The sequence below is a fragment of the Thermodesulfovibrio thiophilus DSM 17215 genome, assembly GCF_000423865.1.
Classification (GTDB): Bacteria; Nitrospirota; Thermodesulfovibrionia; order Thermodesulfovibrionales; family Thermodesulfovibrionaceae; genus Thermodesulfovibrio; species Thermodesulfovibrio thiophilus.
Window position 1 is genome coordinate 1 of sequence record NZ_AUIU01000017.1, and the last position, 17651, is coordinate 17651.

Consider the following 17651-nt stretch of genomic DNA (forward strand, 5'->3'; position numbering starts at 1 on the left):
GGAGCATGGACAACATAACATTTTAGAGGTGTCTGTCCTTTTGCCTTTAATCCATGAAGTTCTTTAGCTCCTATGGCTATAATATCACCTTTTTTAACTATTTGCCAGTTGTTTTCTATATATATTTCACCTTCACCCTCAACTATAAATATGCTGTCTACTTCCTTTTCATGAGTATGTAAAGGTATTTCAACACCAGGATCAAGTTCCATTATAATGATACTTAATTCAGGATGTTTTTCTTTTGTAATTACATAACCTACCTTTACTCCACTGAATTTTTGATGAGGCTGCATTGGTAATTCATTTAAACTGATTTTCACTGCCATAACTGTCCTCCTTTATTTTTCAAATTGCATTAAAGCAACATTTTCAATGTGGCTCGAGTTGGTGGAATTGATGTCTGTGGGCCATTTTTGAAACCATCTGTACGTGGGAACATGTCAATAGGTTTTTTGACCATTTTTGAAAAACCGTCGTACGAAGAAACATGTCAATTAACAATAACGCCAACCACTGAATGTGCGATTGGCGTTAATTAATTTTATATCAGTTTCTTCTTCAATTCAATTATTCGGGCTTCAATTATTGAAATAACTTTTTTAAATTCCTCATCACTCTTACCCGTAGGATCATCCAGTCCCCAATCCTCTCTATGCTTGCAGGGAAGGTAAGGGCATTCCACATTGCATCCCATTGTAATAACAATATCTACCGGCGGGATATCATCAAGCAACTTTGGATATTGGGTTTTCTCCATATCTATACCATAAAGCTCTTTCATTAGACGCACAGCATCCTTATTAATTTGGGGTTTTGTTTCTGTGCCAGCAGAGTAGCTTTCAAATACATCTCCTGCTAAATGTTTGCCCAGTGCCTCGGCTATTTGGCTTCGACATGAATTATGAACACAAATAAATGCAACTTTTATCATTTTATTCTCCTTACAGCGCCAACAAGCGATCACCTTTGATATCCTCAGGACTCCATGAAATCAGTGCGAACTTCCCATTTGCATGTTCATTGATGCGGTTGAGCCATTCTATTTCACCAGCTGCCTTAGCCTTCAGTATGTGATTTGTCGTATCCGTGCCATAAAGTGACTGATTGACCACCCACCACTTAGCGGCGATGCCCGCACGCTTTAAATCATCTTCAAGACGAAGAGCCTCATAAACGGGAGTCGCTTCCGGTAGGGTCACAATAATGACCTCGGTTTCGTCTGATTTCAGTCGTGGTAACAGTCGTGCCACCGATTCAGGTATTTCTCCCTTAGTACGTTGTATTTCGTGATTATAACTCTGTGTGGACTCCAACAGGAGCAGGGTGTGACCTGTAGGAGCAGTGTCTATAACTACCACCTGATCGTCTGCCATGTCAACTAATTCCGCAAATGCACGGAAAACAGCGATCTCCTGTGTGCAGGGTGAGCGAAGATCTTCTTCGATATAGGCAATATCCTCGTCACTCATACCGGATGCGCGTGCCTTGGAGAGCACCTCTTGCTGATACTTTTTAAGCTCCTTAGCTTCATCAATATGGCTCATGGATATACCGCTTGTTTCGTCTATCACAAATTTTAAATGTGCAGCCGGGTCAGTAGTGGTAAGGTGGACTTTCTTTCCTCGCTTTGCAAGTCCTAACGCAACAGCAGCCGCAACGGTGGTCTTGCCTACACCGCCTTTTCCCATCGTAAATATTACACGCTTGCCTTCTGCTGCTAATTCATCTATCACATCGCTGAGCGAAGGAATATGGTCAGTATTCAACTTTCGCGGCTCAGTAGGGACATAGTCGGTGGTAAGCAAAGCACGCACATTTTCCAAACCAGTGACATTATACGAGCGTAAAGGTACCATATAGATTGGAAACGCCTTTAAGGCTTCCGGCATATTAGATATAGCTGCTTGCTGTTTTTCGTAAAGGCTGGAAGAAAGAGCATCAGTATGCTCCATCAATAATCCATTGATAACCAGCATCTGATTGTTAACACCTAACGCAGACAATTCATCGGAAGCACGTTCCGCTTCTTTAAATGGTGCGATTTCCGGTCGGGTAACAAGTATTAATGTAGTCAGACTGCCATCCGATAGTGTTTCCACAGCTTGCTGGTAAATCGATTTTTTGCTCTCTAAGCCTGATAGTTGACCGAGGCAGGATGCGCCGTGTGTACTTTCACTTATGAACCTGCTCCAAGCAGAAGGAAGCTGAAGCATTCGTAGGGTATGGCCAGTAGGAGCAGTATCAAAAATAACATGATCGTATTCCTGCTGAACCTTTTCGTCTGTTATGAAATTAGAGAACTCGTTGAATGCTGCTATTTCTATTGTGCAGGAGCCAGAAAGCTGCTCCTCCATATTTGCGATAACAGAAGCGGGCAACTTGCCTCGATAAGGCGCGATTACGCTCTCCCGATACTCAGCTGCGGCCTGTATAGGGTCGAGGTTAGCCACATATAGATTAGGCACACCGGGGATAGGCGTACCTTTGTTGGTCAGTTCCATCGAGAACACGTCTTGAAGATTGGAAGCCGGGTCGGTGCTGATGAGCAACACACGCTTGCCTTTATCCGCAAGAGAAACAGCGGTGGCACAGGCGATGCTGGTTTTGCCAACGCCACCCTTGCCGGTATAGAAAAGATATTTCGTTAATTTGATGTTTTGTGGATCGAATAAATTCATTTTAACAGCAACCTCCCTTGCAATTACAGCCGCCGGATTTTTTCATAGAAACCTTTACTGTTATGGGCTTCCTCTTTATTCCCAACACATCCTCGGGAAGATCAAGCAGCTTTGTAAATTCCTCATTGGTAGGGTATCGGCCTGTAATGACAATCTCGCCATCAACCATTACTGCTGGTAATCCCTCTGTTCCTTTTTTATTGATATAGGCGTTGATGGTCTTGTCTTTTATAAATTCAGCAGGTGCACTGTTAAGGTTGAAGCGGTCAACAATTACACCATGTTTTTTTAACGTGTCAAGCACTGTAGAGATACGCAAAAGTTCAGGGTCTACTCCCACACCACAGAGTCCAGTTGGGCAGCACATAGCGGGTTCGAATATTTTCATTTTTTTCATAACGATCAACTCCTTTTATATAGATGATTTTTCGGCTGAAGCAATAAAGATGTTAATTGCTGCACTACTACAGGATTCACAGGAATCGCAGCAGCATTGTTCATTTAAATCTTCAATTTTTATGTTGGATAGGTTTGCTTCAGCAAACCATTTCTTAATATCTGAGCGCTCAAAACCAAGCCAAACATCAAACTGCTCTTTCCGTAAAAACTCATAATCATGCCGGTCTAAATCGGCAATTACTAATTTACCACCGGGCTTTAATATACGTGTCATCTCTAAAATCGCTTGCCCCGGTTTTTCAACGTGATGCAAGAACATATTTGCCATTACATAATCAACGCTTTCACTCTCTAAAGGTAGCGTATAAGCGTCTGCCTGAATACAGGTGATTGCACCGCTTGAACCGAACTTTTGCTCCAATACATTGAGCATTTCCTTGGACTGGTCTATCGCTATGACACGAAGCTTCCTGTTAAGCAATTCTTGCGTAACAAAGCCGGTACCTGCGCCGATATCAACAGCCGTTGATCCTTCTTTTACTTGAGCTGCTTCACACAATTTTTCCCGAATACTATCAGAGAAAAAGGTCTGGCGTATCGTATCCCATTGGTCTGATACACTATCGAAATAGTTTTTACTGCTCACTATTCAGCCCTCCTTCCGCAGGAAACCAGTGCCTTGTATTATTCGCTATCTTTACTAACATCAACATAACAGGTACTTCTGTTAGAACCCCTACAATGGTAGCAAGTGCAGCTGGACTTTGTGTTCCAAATAATGAAATCGCGACGGCAACTGCCAGTTCAAAAAAGTTAGAGGCACCAATCATACCGGCAGGCGCTGCTATCTCATGAGGTAGTTTTATAGCCTTGCTTGCTAGATATGCAATGAAAAAGATTAGGAAAGTCTGAATAATTAATGGTATAGCAATTAAAGCAATATGCAGTGGATTATTCAGAATTACATCGCCCTGGAATGAAAAGATTATTATTAGTGTTAGCAATAGACCTATGGTAGTGATATTCCCAAACTTCGGTATAAAACTCTTTTCAAAGTAATCTAGTCCTCGCTTTTTTGTAATGTAATTACGGGTAATTATACCACCAGCCAGCGGGATAACAACAAACAATACTACAGACAAAATAAGAGTGTCCCAGGGTATGGTTACACCGCCCACACCTAGGAGAAACGCAACTATAGGCGTGAAAGCTATGAGAATTATAAGATCATTTGTTGCCACTTGCACGACAGTATAAGCCGCGTTGCCTTTGGTCAAATAACTCCATACAAATACCATCGCTGTACACGGTGCCGCTCCAAGAAGTATTGCTCCCGCAAGATAGTCTTGTGCCAATTCTGCCGGAATTAGAGGTTTAAAAATTACGAAGAAAAACAGCCATGCAATGCCGAACATGGTAAAAGGCTTTATCAACCAGTTGGTTATCCATGTAACGAAAAGCCCCTTAGGATTTTTGCCTACATTTCTAATACTTTGAAAATCTACTTTTAGCATCATTGGATATATCATAAGCCAGATTAAAATCGCCATAGGTATTGAAACATTTGCATATTCAAAACGTCCTAAAAACGCTGGGATTCCAGGTAAAAACTTTCCAATCAGGATACCCACTGCCATACAAAGAAGCACCCAAACCGTTAAGTATTTTTCAAAGAAACCGATTCCTTGTGTTTTTTCTCTGCTCATATCGTATTACCGCCTTTCTCACACCGTTCAGCTTTATCCTTGTATGCCTTGGCTATAAAATATTTCTTTAGATTTTCAGGAAGCTGATAGGCTTTGCGCTCAGGCTCACGTTGCCCGGTGTTATATACCTCGCGCAGGATGGCGTCCACAATCAATTCCTTTGGAGGGGACGTGTATTCGACTCCATTATATACCCATACACGGCAGTCAACATTATCTCCGCAAAGCGTTCCACAATCCTCGCAAAGTGATTCTCTGAGCTCTACTGCGATGTCATTTCCATTCACGCGGATGGTCGGCGAACTGATAAATTGATATTTAATTGCCAACTCCTTCGTTGTAATATTTACTTTGTTTACCTTGACTTCATAACCTGCCGCATTAAGTACCACGGCTACGCTGGAAACTGCTTCATCCAGTGCCTTTTCAGTATCCTGGCATCTACCGCAAACGGTCGTGTCCAGATACAGAAAATCAATGTTGATAGGTTTTTTTGGCTGCGGCTGGCAACAATTCTCGGAAGAACAACAACATTTACTCATTTTCATTACACCCCTTACAACAAATTGAGTTATCTTTGCAAATACAATTTTCCTTATTGGAAGTGATAGCACAGAAAAACTGTTTTGTTTTGCTGATAGTATCATCATCCAGAGAGTAATACGTCCATTTACCTTCTTCCCGCGCTTTAACAATCCCACATTCACACAGGATTTTCATGTGATGAGACAGTGTGGATTGGGACATTTCAAACTTCTCCAGAATATTGCAGGCACAAAGTTCCCCGCAGGAAAGCATATCTACAATCATCGCTCTTTTGGGATCTCCCAACGCTTTAAACACTTTCGTGTTATCCAAGTAGTAATCCATAACATCACCTCAAATCTAAAAACTTCGATATGATATATTATATGCGTCAAATCGAAAAAAGTCAATGTGATATATAAATTTTAAATAAAATATTTCATGAACATTTTTAGCGGAGCTGTTTCTTCATTAAAATAGAGAAGCATCCGCTAATTACGGATGCTTAAATAACCGTGTAGATTGTAAAAACAACGTTTTTCATTTTCACACCTACATCCAACCACCACACAACCTCAAAAGAATCCCTTAAAAACATCTAATCTGAACCTTACGTTTACAGGAACATATCAATGGATTTTTGGCTGTTTTTAGTAAAACCGAGGTATATAGGAGCATACCCACTAAATTATAAAAACAAATTAATTTTGGTTGCTTGCTCGTATACTTTTCCAGATTTGTCTTTTGCAGCATTTTTTAGTCCATATCCGATACACATCTTGAAAACTTATATTGCTACCACATGGACACGGTTCACTATCTTTTAACTTAATTTGAGATAAAAACAACACTCCACCCCCTTACTTTATAATCTATTTTGATTCTCATCTGGCTCCATTAAATTATCCTCAAAAACGAACAAGTTTTGAATTGGAATTTGTTCGCGCAAATAATATGTCAGATCAGTATCGCCAACCGTCACTCCACCACAAAGTGCCCCCTTAAAATTGTGAGATTTACCGTCCGTATCTGTAATTTTCATTTCCCAAGTTCCTATATCAGTAGCATAGTAAGTCAATTGGTCACTTTCTATATACTGTGAGAAAAGCTCCAATATTTTCTTTACTGCGGATTTCCCTATATTAAACTGTTGCTTTCTAGAAATCTCGAACCGACCAAAACCATTTCCATATTTATATCCTGTAAACCATATTTCGCCATTAGCAGAAATGGTCAAATGCTGTTCCACTTCGTCATCAGGAAGTGGTTCTGGACCGAAGCATATATTATTTGAAACAATTCTTACTTTTTGTATCTGCAATTGGAACACCTCCTGTGCTACTCCCTTTTTAATACTGGCAAAACAGTCTCTAAATATTGCTGCCAATATCCTTCGTCATCGCCTACCATATCATGAAGCCAATAATACATAAACAGAATTTCAAATTCTTGCTTTCTGCCTTTTATAAAGGGCTTTTTCGGCATTCTTCTGTATAGTGAATCAATATTAAAGAGATTACTTTTCTGCTTATAATCGTAGTCATACTTTCTCCAAGTATATTGACTCTTCTTTCTATGTGTTGAAGGCCAAATTTCCTCATTATCATAAAAATTATTTATCCAATCATATGCAAAAGCAAGAAGATTAACCTGATATTTTGTCCATGTATTATTGATCCAATCACTAATTTCTTCAGTAATAGTCGGTACTCCAAACTCAAAATGCTTTTGGCTTTGAACCCGTTTTGTTTTCTTCCCCAAGCAGTTCCTGTACCTTCCGCTTACTCTTTTCATATGCCTGCAGAGATTTTAAATTGTCCTTATTTTTCTCCAGTAATTCTTTATAATACGCTGGATCATCATAAATCTTTTGAAGAATATCTGAATACTGTTTTGTAGGCATATCACCTTCACAATATCTCGAAAAAGTCATTTCTCCCCAACCTAAAAGCAATGATAGGGGACGTTTTCCAATATTGTATTTCTGAGGTATTTCTAATATCTTCTCCAGCGAAATAATGCCGTTTTTTTGACGGTACGTGTCATACAAAGCCCTTAGATTTTCGTCCTCTATATCCGCTACATAGACTTCGCTCCCACATTCCGTACAAACAGCCTTCTTTCCAGTATACTCATATTCTTCGCCTTTAAGTTTACCCTTAATTGTTGCTGTTTCTACCATGTATTCGACATCTCTTCTGCATTCCTCGCAAAATGTCTTATTCCTATTCATAAGGCGGCCTCCTTTCAAACTCTCAAACTTTCTGATTGATCATCGAAAAAGATAATCAATCGGCTTGTTTCGCTTATGAAACGATATAACAACCACTCGTTTTCCACTTTTACTATCAATTAGATTAAATTTCGTATATATATCAACTAACTCCTCGATGCCATCAAAGTTAAATAACGTAACCTGGGGACAAAATACATATAAAACCTCATGTTCAAATCCTACTTTCGTATTTTGCAATGAATGGCAAAAATCTTCTGTTTTTATTTTCAGTAAAATCTCCTTTTGCCTTCTGCTGTTTAGATTATATTCATTTATAAAATCTATGTTTTCTTGTCTATTCTCATTTTTTGATATAATGAATCTGCCCTCTCTAATACAGTCATGTATCATTGCCAAAATCTCATCAATCTGTTCCCAGGTATAATTCTGATTATAGTGCTGATTCATTGCATCACCTCTTTGGTGATACAATGATACTATATTATATGCCTTTTGTCAAGATTTATGCATCAATTAGTGCATTTTTATTTTATTGATTTTTATATTAAAATAAGTATACTAAAGATAACAGATCCTACGAGCTTATTTTAAGCGCAATACAGTAGGCCATTAAAAATACCCACTTAGGTAGTTCGTTCTATCTAAGTGGGTTTCCTATTTAACATGTTGCTAATGTTATCTTAAACTACTTCCCGTATAAAAGCAGTGCCAGATGATTAAGTGCCTTGTCCTTCCTACGGTACACCTGTGCTCTTTCAAGAAACAGCTTCTCTCCGATGTTTGCCACGGCACGTCTTTATGTGAATAATTGCTGATCTGAGCAGCATTCATATCTGCAAGTCGATTTATTACATCGTCTATAACTTCAAGTTCATGAGCTTTTAATTTTGTTAGATCAGGTTTTCTAAGTGGCAGATACTTTGTCTGGGGATAGTTGAAGTATTTATCTTCTATTTTTACGAGTTCATTGTTATTTATCATTGACTCAACAACTTTTACAAACTCAACAGGTGTAGGTCCATAGTGATTTTTTATATAGGTGGCGCCAATGAGCTGTTCTTCATATTTCTCGTAAAAATCAAAATCAATAAAATAAAGAATTTTATAAAGGACACTCTCCCCTATGTTAGGCTTTGAACCAACCTTATTAAGAATGTAAAGCAGGACTTCTTTTATTTTTTCAATATTTTTTTGAGGAACACTTATTCTGAAATCATGTTTTTGTGCTTCTGAATCCTGGGATATTGTAGGACGGGAAACTCCCATTTTTTCTGCAAGCTCAAGCTGTGTGTAGCCAACCATCGTTCTTAATTTTTTTATTCTTTCCCCTATTAATCTGTTAATATTCATTTTTTTCACCTTTTTTATTTAATTATACATTTTGTATTATACCTGTCAATGTTGTGTTGCTTTTTCTAACAAATTTTGAATTTCCTTTATTAACCTTATAAAACCCGCAAAAAAAGGCAGACCTCGTGTGTCTGCCTTTGATAATTTTGCTTTTTTTACTTGTTTTCTGTTGTTATCTGTGGAGTTAGTTCTTCATCTTCCCATTCAAGACAATGCTGTTGTTGAACTTTCATTAAGTCTTTTGCTGAATTTCCACTTGTTTTAATTGTTGGAAGCTTTGCTGCACCACCACCTCCCATAAAAGCAAAAGGTAAAAAAACTACACGATTTTCTGGGACAGGAGAAAGGAACTATCAGTGACAATCTAATAAGTCTAAGGCTTGATCAACAAAAGCTAAATTCTTATTATGTGACATTATTTTTAAGCAGTTCGTTAGTTAACAGGGTTTGAAGAATACCACTTGCATGTTGATTTCAGAAAACATTTTATGCATTCAGGCTGTCGTGGTTTACATATCAATGCGGTAAAATCAATAAGGGCAAACAAAAATTTTTCTGTTTTATCACAGGTAAACAATTCCATCGCTATATCAATTACCGCTTTTTTCCTTCGGGTTTCCCCTTTGAGCTTCAGAAATATTATAGGTTTATTCTATAATTTTCAGCATGTTAATCAAAAAAATCTATTGGACATTTAATGACTTTATTATTTATTGTTTAAAAAACAAAAAATTCTTTTAAATTTTTAGTGCTCTAAATAACAATTAAGAAGGAGGTTTTACTATGAAGTATGGTGCAAGGAACAAAATAATGGCAAAAGTTAAGTCAGTTAAAAAAGGTGATGTAATGTCCATTGTTAAATTTGAAGTGAAAAATCCAGTTGATATGGCATCAGTGCTAACTACCGAGTCTCTTGAGGAACTTAATTTGAAGGAAGGAGATAATGTTCAACTCATTATCAAGGCAATTCATGTTTTACCTGTAAAAGAGGATTAAAAAATAGAAATAGCGTAAAACTTTTAACATTTATTTTACTGATTGTTAAAATTACAACTTGAAGATAGCTTTTGTATATATCAAGCATGCCTTTTTCTTTTAAATAATGGTAGCCAAGCCGTGTTTTCAAAGTAAGAGCTGCATACCTGTCCATCTCCACGTGGCATACAGGGTAAAATCCAGTTTTTATAAATCCTTCCGATAGTCCTCCAGCTCCAGCAAATAACTCCACGAATGTACATTGTTTATTAATGTTTTTATTCATTCTATATTACCTATATTACATTTTTTGAATTCTTTTTAACATTTTTTATATTTATTTCATATTTCTGTTGACATGCTCTTATTTTTTAAGTATCATTTAAGCAAAATAGCATGGTTACATATTACTGCTGGTAACCAGCAGATATTATTATTAGAGAATTCCATAAGGCATTAAAAATCTGATGGAGGGGTAAAATGGACAATGAACAAGTTGAATTTGCAAAAACACTGTATGGCACACTTGCACAATCAGTTAGAGAACTTGAAAAAAATTTTCTCACGTTAATCGTGCAGCTTATAGCATCTCTGGGAGTTTATGGAGCAGGGCTTGTATATTATGTTGAACATGTAAAGGTTAATTCATGTTACTCAGTATTGATATTAATAGCTGCTACAATAGTGGCGATTTTTATCCTGATAATCCTCCGGCTTTCATGCAATATATTTGCTTACACAAGCAGGTCCAATCAAATAGTTATGGCAAAAATTGAAAATAAGGTTGGAATTTGTGGTAATATTGTTCCCACAAAATGGTGTCAGGCTATAAATATAGATGACCCTCCAGAAATATATAAATTTTTTAAGTTAATTTCTTCTATTGCAATACTGTTGATAATAGGTATTGATTTATTGATAATAATTATTGATTTTTTGATAATAGGTATTGATTTAAAAATATTTAATGATTTAATAAAAACACCAAATATCATTTTCATCATTTTCATAATGTTCATAATTTTTATATTTATATTAACTTGCGTATTTGAAAAATTTGCGTGGAACTCTTACAAAGACAAATTAAGAAAACTAAAATCGTGAAAGGAAGGAATCCAAATTTATAAATAGTTGATACGAAAACTGCTTTAATAGTGCAATATAATTTATTAAAGCCTGATATATTACAAGAAAGTATCAAGTACCTCTGCTCTGGAATTCTTAAATTTTATAAAAGCATGAGAATTAATATAATATTTATCCTAAGCCTGCTTTCTTGATAGCCTTCTCAATTAACTCCCCTGGATAATTATTTTTTAAACCTTTTACTGTATCAATTAATTTATCACCAGAAACTTTAAAGTAGTCATGCACGTAAAAGGCGGTTGCAACAATTGACAATTCTGCAACGTTTAAATTTCCATATTTTTCTACAATTTTTTCTATAGCCTGTTTTTCCTCTTTTGTTAAAAGGTCTAAGTAGTTATTAAGTTCATCTGTAGGGGTAATGAAGTATCCTTTTTCATCTATCCAGTCAATTTTTAGCATGCCTGTATCTTCTGCGAAATTTAATTCAGAAGCAACTTCAGATGAATATGGTCCATAAAGATACAATGAATAATTGAACTTTCCAATATTTTCACGGGTTAACAAATAAATTATTTTCTGGATAACTGTCTTTCCAATTTGCTCACGGTTTTCCTCCCTTAATTTTTTCACCACATAAGATATTAAGGTAGCAGGTTTGAAAATACTATATTGTGTGTCACTTGCCATGATTTTTTAATACCTCCTTTGCTTTAGTCTTGTCATCTGGTTTTACGTATAACCTGATTTGCTTGATTTCTTGCATATTCCTAACTATTGAAGATTCCCTTGACAATGGATAAGGATTACCATCTTTAATTACAAAAATTTCTTTTTTCTGTTCTCTATCAGAGTTAAATTTATACCATGAATTAGTAGCACTGTCTTCAAAACACCAGATATCCTTGTCTGCTAGCATTTTTGTTTAATCACATGTTAACTTTAAGGGTAGAAAATTTTAACATAAAATCGTAACAATTTACTTAAAAACAAAAACGTTGGAAGCAGTAAAAAAATTAAACAATGTGGCTTTATTTGAGAGTTTCGTGGTTTCGTGTAACAAATTCGTAATAGAAATTGGTTACCAGTTTGCAGGGTAACCAGAACGATATTTAAGGGAGGCTTAAGCAAGAAAAAATTAAAAAATAATCTTGAAATACTGAATCAACTAAAGTAATATATATATAAATAACCACAAATAAAAATAAAAAGGAGATAATTTATATGTCATCAACCAACTTTAATATTTATATAGCAGATTCTTCAGCTTTCATAAAAAATCCAAATTTTGTTAAATCTTTAAAAGGTGTAATTGTTATTCCTGATGTAGTGCTTAATGAGCTTCATGGATTAAAAAATTCTGAAAATCCAAAAATAGCAACAAATGCCATAACTGCATTTAAAAATATTGAAGAATATTTTACCAGTAAAAAAGGAAGTAAAAACCCAAACAATGATTCTGTTCTCGTAATAGAAAAAGATTATAAAAAATTACCTAACGTTAATGTAGAAAGCTTTGTAGATAAAGTTGTATTAGGAACAGCTCTATTATATAAAGAAAAAAACCCGTATAAAACAGTAACCTTATTAAGTGATAAACTTAACCTGAGGGTTTCAGCCGCCTCTTTACAGTTAAATACTGTAGATATTTCTTACTTGTTTATAAAAGAAATCAATCCATCAGAACCAATAAAAATAAAAACAAGTGATATGCCTTTAAGAACAAAAAAACAGGAACTAGCAGCAGATATGAGAAGAGCAGCACAGATTTTATTGGGGTGCTCTATAGCTTCTTTCTTTGTATTTCCTCTTTTAGCTATATTTTTTATTTTTTTGCTTGTTCCTTTCTTTTTCTTTTTATTCATAAAACCTGAAGAAGCAGAGGAAATAGAGTTCTCCCCCGCAGCTCCAGATGACTGGAAATTTATTTCTGAAGAAGATCCCTGTGAAAACATAGGAAGATATGGTTCTGATCGTTTATTATATTAAAATTTTTATTAATCTGGGTTTTTAGTTCCAACTTCTTTTTCTACAGAAGAAGGTTGAAAGAGAGCAACCATATCCACATACCCTTTCATTGCCCCCCACCATCTTTCTTCAAATAAAACCTGCTCTATTATTTCAACTTTTTTTGTGTTACCCTTTATTGCACCTATTTTTACAGTAAAAACACCTGGTTCCTGTTTAAAAACGTAGGAAAAAGGAATAAGAAAAAAATCATTTATAAAAATACAAGGACCTTCTTCTTCATGAAAATAAAAAAACACATTTTTTTGCATTTTTATAGGAATTTTTTCTTTGAAAATAAAAGTATAACAATCATTTTCTTCTAAATAAAATAAGGTAAAACCATATAATCCTCCTGTTGTTTTTATTTAACTTTAAAATTTTGCCCCATTATCAAATTTACACAAAATAGTTGACAGTACCAATTGCACTTGAGAATTTTAGGTAATTTTTTTAAAATTAATTACCATGAATGAATTAAGAATTGATAATATTATTAATTGGTTACCTGAGTTTATTAAAAATAAAAATTCATCCATCTCAGGCAAAATAAACTTATCTAGTACTAAATGGATAGAACCTGTTGGAATAAGTATCATAAAATCTATAGAATTATCAACTCCTGATATTGAAATAATTAAACCTGCGTCTAAAAATGTAAAAAATTATTTAGATATAATGCAATCTGATTGTTCATCACAGGGTCAAACTTTTATGTCAATAAAAATAATTAATACCAGACAGCAAAGTAATATAGATAAAATAGCCAATGAAATTGCAGAAAAAATGTTAAAAAATATAGACTTTAAAGATGATATGGAATATAAAAAAGATTACCAGGATTATCTCAAATATATGTTAAGTGAAGTTATGCTCAATGCAGTTAGTCATTCCGACAGTACTGTGGATATAGTAGCATGCGCACAGTATTATCCTTATAAAAGGAAAACGCAGGTATCTATTGTTGATTGTGGCGTTGGATTTAAAGCTACGCTTTCTCGTAAACATAATGACATCTTCAATGAGCGTGATGCTCTTAAGAAGGCAATTCAAAAAGGTATAACAGGCTCCATACAATATGTGTATCAAAATGCTATTAAAAATATTGGCATAGGATTATATGCATTATCTCAGATGGTAAAGAAATTAAATGGTTATCTATCCATAGTTTCAAAAGATGGTTGTTTAATATTAGAAAATAACCAGATAAGGACAACTGAGCTTCCCTGTAAATGGGATGGTAGTATTGTTGCTTTTGAGTTTGATTTGAACGTGATAAACTTAGATTTTATTGACTTTATGAAATTATATGTTTATCAAGAAGAAAATTCAGAAGAAGATATTTTTTGAGAAAAGACTATATCAGGCCTCATAACTATTACTTTGTGTTCTTCTGAAAAATCGTGGATTTTTCTACTGTATTTAACCACCCAGTTAAGAATGCCTCTAACTTTCTCATTTGCATTTTCAAGTTTCACTCTTTCTTTGATAAAGTTTACCCCAAAAGCTCTGGTAAAAATTCCCAGTATTTCATCGCCAAATGATTGATTTATACACTCCACCCCTGAAAAATCCAGAGTGACTGTTTCTCCATTCTGAAATGCTTCCTCCATTACCTTGCGTATTTTTTCTCCCGCAAAACGTGAGCCTATAAAATCATATGGAACTATTTCTTTTACTTTTATCGTTTTCATGTTTTAACACCCCTTTTTAAAAGTATAAGAAAATATTTTTTATTTGTCAATTAGAAAATAGAAAAAAACAATTAAGAAAAATTTATTTCAGATATTTTATTAAAAATCAATAGCTCAGTGGGAGATAGAATCGTCCGCCCCATAGATAATCATGTCGTCTGACCTATAAAAGGTATCTGACTCCGAAGTGTAAATTGGAAAATAAATAAAAAAAATTATTAAAATAACTTATTTCATTTAAAAGATGAAATAGTACATTTTAAGAAAATTAAATTCATTGATAGGGATAGATACGACGAAATTAAAATAAAAATTAAAGAAGTTTATCATTACTCTGTTAAGTATTTCTTAAAAAATTGATGATGTAGTTTACTAAGATATGAATAATGTAAGCTTAAAAAAAGAAGACATTGAAGAATTAAAATCTAACACGAAAAAGTTATATTCATTCGTAAAAACAGAAAATAATGGCATGTTGTTTTTTGTATTAAATAAATTAGGTAAATTACCATATGATTTTGATGATGCTCCACTTTTGTATTTAATAGACCATAAAGATGCAAAGATTAGATATTTAGCTATTAAAAATCTGGCTAAACTGGAAAAATTTTCGTTATTTCCTGTTTTTAAAAAAGTTATTACTAATGATCCATGTGCAGATGTAAGAAGAGAAGCAACTTCTGCTATAGGTCGATTGCGTGACCCAAAAGCCATTCCTTTTCTTATTGAATTATTAAAAGATTCCGATCCCGAAGTAGTTATGCAAGCTATCAGGGGGCTTCTTGTTTTTAAGAACAGCCAGTTAATCGCAAAAAAATTAAAGAAACTAAAAAATCATCCCAACGAAATAATTCAAGATGTCATTAAAAAGGAATTTTTCCCGAAAAAACCTAAAAAGAATGCTCTTAAACATACAGAATTTCCTGATTTTCTTAGAAATAAGGTAGTTCTTGGAGATGTGCAGGAAATAATTAAGTGCATTCCTGATGAGTCAGTTCATCTTACCTTTACATCCCCGCCTTACTATAATGCTCGAGATTACTCAATCTATCAAAGCTATGAACAATACTTAAAATTTCTGGAAAGAGTTTTTAAAGAAGTTCATAGAATTACTAAAGAAGGTTGTTTCTTTATTTTAAATACTTCACCTATTATCATGCCTCGTGTTAGCAGGCAACATGCCAGCAGGCGGTATCCTATTCCTTATGATATTCACCCATTACTTGTAAAGATGGGGTGGGAATTTATAGACGATATTGTTTGGGTAAAACCAGAAGCAAGTGTAAAAAATCGCAATGCAGGATTTTTACAACATCGAAAACCACTTGCTTATAAACCTAATGCAAGAACAAGAGATGGTTATGGTATACAGAAAAAAAACAGATAAGCTAATAGATTGGAATATAAAACAATATGACCAAAAGACGGTTGAAGAAAGCAAGGTAATTGGAAATTACGAAACCTCAAATGTATGGGAAATCGATCCTGTATTCGATAAAACGCATAGTGCAGTTTTCCCATTGGAACTTTGTAAAAGAGTGATAAAATTTTATTCTTTCAAGGGAGATTTAGTTTTTGATCCTTTTGCCGGTAGTGGTACGTTAGGAAAGGCTGCTCAAATTCTGGATAGATATTTTTTCTTAACCGAAATAGATCCAAAGTACTTTGAAAGAATTAAAGAAAATCTTGGATTTATAGATGTGAATTATGAAAAAGATTTTTTTAATAGGATTTTTACTTTTAATTATATCAACGACTGTTTATGCTGACAGTGCAAATCAATCTGGTTGGTTATCATCTTTTATTACCGGTTCGCAGGCAACCCGTTCTGTATATGTGTGTGTTGCATTAAACACGCTTAATGGCACAATAAAATTTTGCAATCTTGTTGAGAGAAAAGGTGATGGCATACAGCCCGGTGAGTATGCTGACTATAACAGCTGTTCAGTAAATTGCAGATAACAAAAAAAACAAATACAAAGGGGGTAGATGTATTATGTACTACAATTTAGTAAAAAAAAGCATGTTTTTATTTTTTGCATTATGTTTTATTTTGGTGTCAGGCGTTAGCAGTTTTGCTGGTAATACGGTAAAGGAAAACAGTCAAACAAATGACTTAGAGCTTTTAAGAAAAGTAATATATAAACAATTTCCTTCAGTTAGAGGCTATTTATTAAAAGAAGAAAAACAATATGATAATGTAACTGTTTATATGGTTGATTTATATGTAGATGCTTCCAGTGATAGAACAGTCCCGGTTTTAGTATATAAGATTGGCAATAATTTTTTTGTAAACGGTAGCTTTTTACAAATAGATACAAGGGATGGATTTGTTGAAGATATATCATTAAGGTTAATGGAAATTCAAAGGCAAGAAATGCAAGAGGAAATAAAACAGAAGTTACCTGTTATTTATTCCAAATTAAACAAAGACCGATTCATAAAAATCGGCAATGGTAAGGGGACGAATGAAGCAATTGCTTTTGTATCATTAGGGTGCCCGCATTGTAGACACTTTCTTTCTGATTTAATTACAAAAAAATACGATGGAACATTCTATTTAATTATTAATGGCGATGACAAATTATTAAAGTATATTCTTTGTAGTGCAAATAAAGAAAAAGCTATTAGCAATATTTTAAATAATAAAGTGGATATTAAAAAGATTAACAGCTTACGTTGCAATATAGATGTGGGAAATTATCTACAGTATTATAATGATATAGCCATGCAGTTGAATATTAATGGGGTGCCATCATTTATAATGAAAAAATGTATCTTATCCGGATATTATCCTGGTGTGCTTGATAAAATAAAAGAATGTCAGTAAAATTTATATAATAAAAAAAGTGGAATTGCAACAATTTTTTCCACACAAAGTTAAGCACATTTGAAATTGAAAATTTTCACGAAAATTGACCCGCCCTTTTAGTTAACAAAAAAATTTATTTTTTTTCAACATCTATTTTCTCATAAAGCTGTTTTATCCTGT

At 34.3% G+C, this 17651-nt stretch carries 24 protein-coding genes and 2 pseudogenes; 7 read left to right on the forward strand and 19 right to left on the reverse strand.

Annotation, left to right across the window (positions count from 1 at the left end; translation table 11 throughout):
* The 14 genes and pseudogenes from G581_RS0108400 to G581_RS12085 form a co-directional block, all read right to left on the reverse strand.
* The coding region (locus tag G581_RS0108400) for a cupin domain-containing protein (RefSeq protein WP_028845442.1) at positions 1–329 on the reverse strand (329 nt) is incomplete at its 3' end.
* 215 nt (positions 330–544) lie between these two features.
* On the reverse strand, positions 545–934 hold the full coding sequence (locus G581_RS0108405; protein ID WP_028845443.1) for an arsenate reductase ArsC: 390 nt from the start codon (positions 932–934) through the stop codon (positions 545–547).
* 10 nt (positions 935–944) lie between these two features.
* A complete protein-coding gene (gene arsA / locus G581_RS0108410; RefSeq protein WP_028845444.1) occupies positions 945–2681 on the reverse strand; it encodes an arsenical pump-driving ATPase in 1737 nt (578 codons plus the stop codon).
* A 1-nt stretch (position 2682) separates the two neighbouring features.
* On the reverse strand, positions 2683–3078 hold the full coding sequence (arsD, locus tag G581_RS0108415; protein WP_028845445.1) for an arsenite efflux transporter metallochaperone ArsD: 396 nt from the start codon (positions 3076–3078) through the stop codon (positions 2683–2685).
* Positions 3079–3093: 15 nt separating this feature from the next.
* Positions 3094–3726 (reverse strand): class I SAM-dependent methyltransferase, encoded by a 633-nt coding sequence (locus tag G581_RS0108420; protein WP_028845446.1) that lies wholly within the window; start codon positions 3724–3726, stop codon positions 3094–3096.
* A complete protein-coding gene (gene arsB, locus G581_RS0108425) occupies positions 3716–4786 on the reverse strand; it encodes an ACR3 family arsenite efflux transporter (RefSeq protein WP_028845447.1) in 1071 nt (356 codons plus the stop codon). The genes G581_RS0108420 and arsB overlap by 11 nt, the downstream gene beginning before the upstream one ends.
* Complete coding sequence (locus G581_RS0108430; RefSeq protein ID WP_028845448.1) at positions 4783–5328, reverse strand: DUF2703 domain-containing protein; 546 nt, start codon at positions 5326–5328, stop codon at positions 4783–4785. The genes arsB and G581_RS0108430 overlap by 4 nt, the downstream gene beginning before the upstream one ends.
* Complete coding sequence (locus G581_RS0108435) at positions 5321–5656, reverse strand: ArsR/SmtB family transcription factor (protein ID WP_028845449.1); 336 nt, start codon at positions 5654–5656, stop codon at positions 5321–5323. The genes G581_RS0108430 and G581_RS0108435 overlap by 8 nt, the downstream gene beginning before the upstream one ends.
* A gap of 520 nt (positions 5657–6176) precedes the next feature.
* A complete protein-coding gene (locus tag G581_RS0108440) occupies positions 6177–6632 on the reverse strand; it encodes a hypothetical protein (protein WP_028845450.1) in 456 nt (151 codons plus the stop codon).
* Between the two features lie 17 nt (positions 6633–6649).
* Positions 6650–7072 carry a hypothetical protein gene (locus G581_RS11150; protein ID WP_239639054.1) on the reverse strand — a complete coding sequence of 141 codons (423 nt, stop codon included), beginning with the start codon at positions 7070–7072 and terminating at the stop codon, positions 6650–6652.
* A pseudogene (locus tag G581_RS11155) lies at positions 7044–7544 on the reverse strand (type II TA system antitoxin MqsA family protein); the annotation flags it as partial. The gene G581_RS11150 and the pseudogene G581_RS11155, both read right to left, overlap by 29 nt.
* Before the next feature lie 39 nt (positions 7545–7583).
* Positions 7584–7994 (reverse strand): hypothetical protein, encoded by a 411-nt coding sequence (locus G581_RS0108455; protein ID WP_028845451.1) that lies wholly within the window; start codon positions 7992–7994, stop codon positions 7584–7586.
* A 228-nt stretch (positions 7995–8222) separates the two neighbouring features.
* On the reverse strand, positions 8223–8897 hold the full coding sequence (locus G581_RS11160; RefSeq protein ID WP_051179102.1) for a type II toxin-antitoxin system antitoxin SocA domain-containing protein: 675 nt from the start codon (positions 8895–8897) through the stop codon (positions 8223–8225).
* Between the two features lie 155 nt (positions 8898–9052).
* Positions 9053–9196, reverse strand: coding sequence for a hypothetical protein (locus tag G581_RS12085; RefSeq protein WP_156875243.1), 144 nt, complete (start codon positions 9194–9196; stop codon positions 9053–9055).
* Positions 9197–9680: 484 nt separating this feature from the next.
* Between G581_RS12085 and G581_RS0108470 the strand changes: the two genes are divergently transcribed.
* Positions 9681–9893 carry a TOBE domain-containing protein gene (locus G581_RS0108470; protein WP_028845452.1) on the forward strand — a complete coding sequence of 71 codons (213 nt, stop codon included), beginning with the start codon at positions 9681–9683 and terminating at the stop codon, positions 9891–9893.
* A 58-nt stretch (positions 9894–9951) separates the two neighbouring features.
* Here the strand turns inward: G581_RS0108470 and G581_RS0108475 are convergent.
* A pseudogene (locus tag G581_RS0108475) lies at positions 9952–10158 on the reverse strand (DNA cytosine methyltransferase); the annotation flags it as partial.
* 194 nt (positions 10159–10352) lie between these two features.
* Between G581_RS0108475 and G581_RS0108480 the strand changes: the two are divergent.
* On the forward strand, positions 10353–10976 hold the full coding sequence (locus G581_RS0108480; RefSeq protein WP_028845454.1) for a hypothetical protein: 624 nt from the start codon (positions 10353–10355) through the stop codon (positions 10974–10976).
* 153 nt (positions 10977–11129) lie between these two features.
* Here the strand turns inward: G581_RS0108480 and G581_RS0108485 are convergent, their stop codons facing one another.
* A complete protein-coding gene (locus G581_RS0108485) occupies positions 11130–11591 on the reverse strand; it encodes a Panacea domain-containing protein (protein WP_169368428.1) in 462 nt (153 codons plus the stop codon).
* A gap of 46 nt (positions 11592–11637) precedes the next feature.
* Complete coding sequence (locus G581_RS0108490) at positions 11638–11877, reverse strand: hypothetical protein (RefSeq protein WP_028845456.1); 240 nt, start codon at positions 11875–11877, stop codon at positions 11638–11640.
* Positions 11878–12182: 305 nt separating this feature from the next.
* Between G581_RS0108490 and G581_RS0108495 the strand changes: the two genes are divergently transcribed.
* Positions 12183–12947: a PIN domain-containing protein gene (locus G581_RS0108495; protein ID WP_028845457.1), complete on the forward strand. Its 765-nt coding sequence runs from the start codon at positions 12183–12185 to the stop codon at positions 12945–12947.
* An 8-nt stretch (positions 12948–12955) separates the two neighbouring features.
* Here the strand turns inward: G581_RS0108495 and G581_RS0108500 are convergent, their stop codons facing one another.
* Positions 12956–13237: a hypothetical protein gene (locus G581_RS0108500; RefSeq protein ID WP_028845458.1), complete on the reverse strand. Its 282-nt coding sequence runs from the start codon at positions 13235–13237 to the stop codon at positions 12956–12958.
* Between the two features lie 196 nt (positions 13238–13433).
* Here G581_RS0108500 and G581_RS0108505 point away from each other — a divergent pair, with 196 nt between their 5' ends.
* Complete coding sequence (locus tag G581_RS0108505) at positions 13434–14315, forward strand: ATP-binding protein (protein ID WP_028845459.1); 882 nt, start codon at positions 13434–13436, stop codon at positions 14313–14315.
* Here G581_RS0108505 and G581_RS11165 read toward each other — a convergent pair.
* On the reverse strand, positions 14282–14659 hold the full coding sequence (locus G581_RS11165) for an STAS-like domain-containing protein (RefSeq protein ID WP_051179105.1): 378 nt from the start codon (positions 14657–14659) through the stop codon (positions 14282–14284). The genes G581_RS0108505 and G581_RS11165 overlap by 34 nt on opposite strands.
* Positions 14660–15038: 379 nt before the next feature.
* Between G581_RS11165 and G581_RS11170 the strand changes: the two genes are divergently transcribed.
* From G581_RS11170 to G581_RS0108525, 3 genes are all read left to right on the forward strand, one after another.
* Complete coding sequence (locus G581_RS11170; protein ID WP_051179108.1) at positions 15039–16046, forward strand: HEAT repeat domain-containing protein; 1008 nt, start codon at positions 15039–15041, stop codon at positions 16044–16046.
* Positions 16021–16428, forward strand: a complete 408-nt coding sequence (locus G581_RS12365; protein ID WP_051179110.1) for a DNA methyltransferase — start codon at positions 16021–16023, stop codon at positions 16426–16428. Before G581_RS11170 ends, G581_RS12365 begins: the two co-directional genes overlap by 26 nt.
* Positions 16429–16655: 227 nt before the next feature.
* A complete protein-coding gene (locus tag G581_RS0108525) occupies positions 16656–17489 on the forward strand; it encodes a thioredoxin domain-containing protein (RefSeq protein WP_028845461.1) in 834 nt (277 codons plus the stop codon).
* The last annotated feature ends 162 nt before the right edge of the window (positions 17490–17651 follow it).

Excerpts from the sequence above, each read along its gene's own strand:
- G581_RS0108405 (WP_028845443.1), bottom strand. The coding sequence starts at position 934 with ATGATAAAAGTTGCATTTATTTGTGTTCATAATTCATGTCGAAGCCAA.
- arsA (WP_028845444.1), bottom strand. The coding sequence starts at position 2,681 with ATGAATTTATTCGATCCACAAAACATCAAATTAACGAAATATCTTTTC.
- arsD (WP_028845445.1), bottom strand. The coding sequence starts at position 3,078 with ATGAAAAAAATGAAAATATTCGAACCCGCTATGTGCTGCCCAACTGGA.
- arsB (WP_028845447.1), bottom strand. The coding sequence starts at position 4,786 with ATGAGCAGAGAAAAAACACAAGGAATCGGTTTCTTTGAAAAATACTTA.
- G581_RS0108430 (WP_028845448.1), bottom strand. The coding sequence starts at position 5,328 with ATGAGTAAATGTTGTTGTTCTTCCGAGAATTGTTGCCAGCCGCAGCCA.
- G581_RS0108435 (WP_028845449.1), bottom strand. The coding sequence starts at position 5,656 with ATGGATTACTACTTGGATAACACGAAAGTGTTTAAAGCGTTGGGAGAT.
- G581_RS0108455 (WP_028845451.1), bottom strand. The coding sequence starts at position 7,994 with ATGAATCAGCACTATAATCAGAATTATACCTGGGAACAGATTGATGAG.
- G581_RS11160 (WP_051179102.1), bottom strand. The coding sequence starts at position 8,897 with ATGAATATTAACAGATTAATAGGGGAAAGAATAAAAAAATTAAGAACG.
- G581_RS12085 (WP_156875243.1), bottom strand. The coding sequence starts at position 9,196 with ATGGGAGGTGGTGGTGCAGCAAAGCTTCCAACAATTAAAACAAGTGGA.
- G581_RS0108470 (WP_028845452.1), top strand. The coding sequence starts at position 9,681 with ATGAAGTATGGTGCAAGGAACAAAATAATGGCAAAAGTTAAGTCAGTT.
- G581_RS0108480 (WP_028845454.1), top strand. The coding sequence starts at position 10,353 with ATGGACAATGAACAAGTTGAATTTGCAAAAACACTGTATGGCACACTT.
- G581_RS0108490 (WP_028845456.1), bottom strand. The coding sequence starts at position 11,877 with ATGCTAGCAGACAAGGATATCTGGTGTTTTGAAGACAGTGCTACTAAT.
- G581_RS0108495 (WP_028845457.1), top strand. The coding sequence starts at position 12,183 with ATGTCATCAACCAACTTTAATATTTATATAGCAGATTCTTCAGCTTTC.
- G581_RS0108500 (WP_028845458.1), bottom strand. The coding sequence starts at position 13,237 with ATGCAAAAAAATGTGTTTTTTTATTTTCATGAAGAAGAAGGTCCTTGT.
- G581_RS0108505 (WP_028845459.1), top strand. The coding sequence starts at position 13,434 with ATGAATGAATTAAGAATTGATAATATTATTAATTGGTTACCTGAGTTT.
- G581_RS11165 (WP_051179105.1), bottom strand. The coding sequence starts at position 14,659 with ATGAAAACGATAAAAGTAAAAGAAATAGTTCCATATGATTTTATAGGC.
- G581_RS11170 (WP_051179108.1), top strand. The coding sequence starts at position 15,039 with ATGAATAATGTAAGCTTAAAAAAAGAAGACATTGAAGAATTAAAATCT.
- G581_RS12365 (WP_051179110.1), top strand. The coding sequence starts at position 16,021 with ATGGTATACAGAAAAAAAACAGATAAGCTAATAGATTGGAATATAAAA.
- G581_RS0108525 (WP_028845461.1), top strand. The coding sequence starts at position 16,656 with ATGTACTACAATTTAGTAAAAAAAAGCATGTTTTTATTTTTTGCATTA.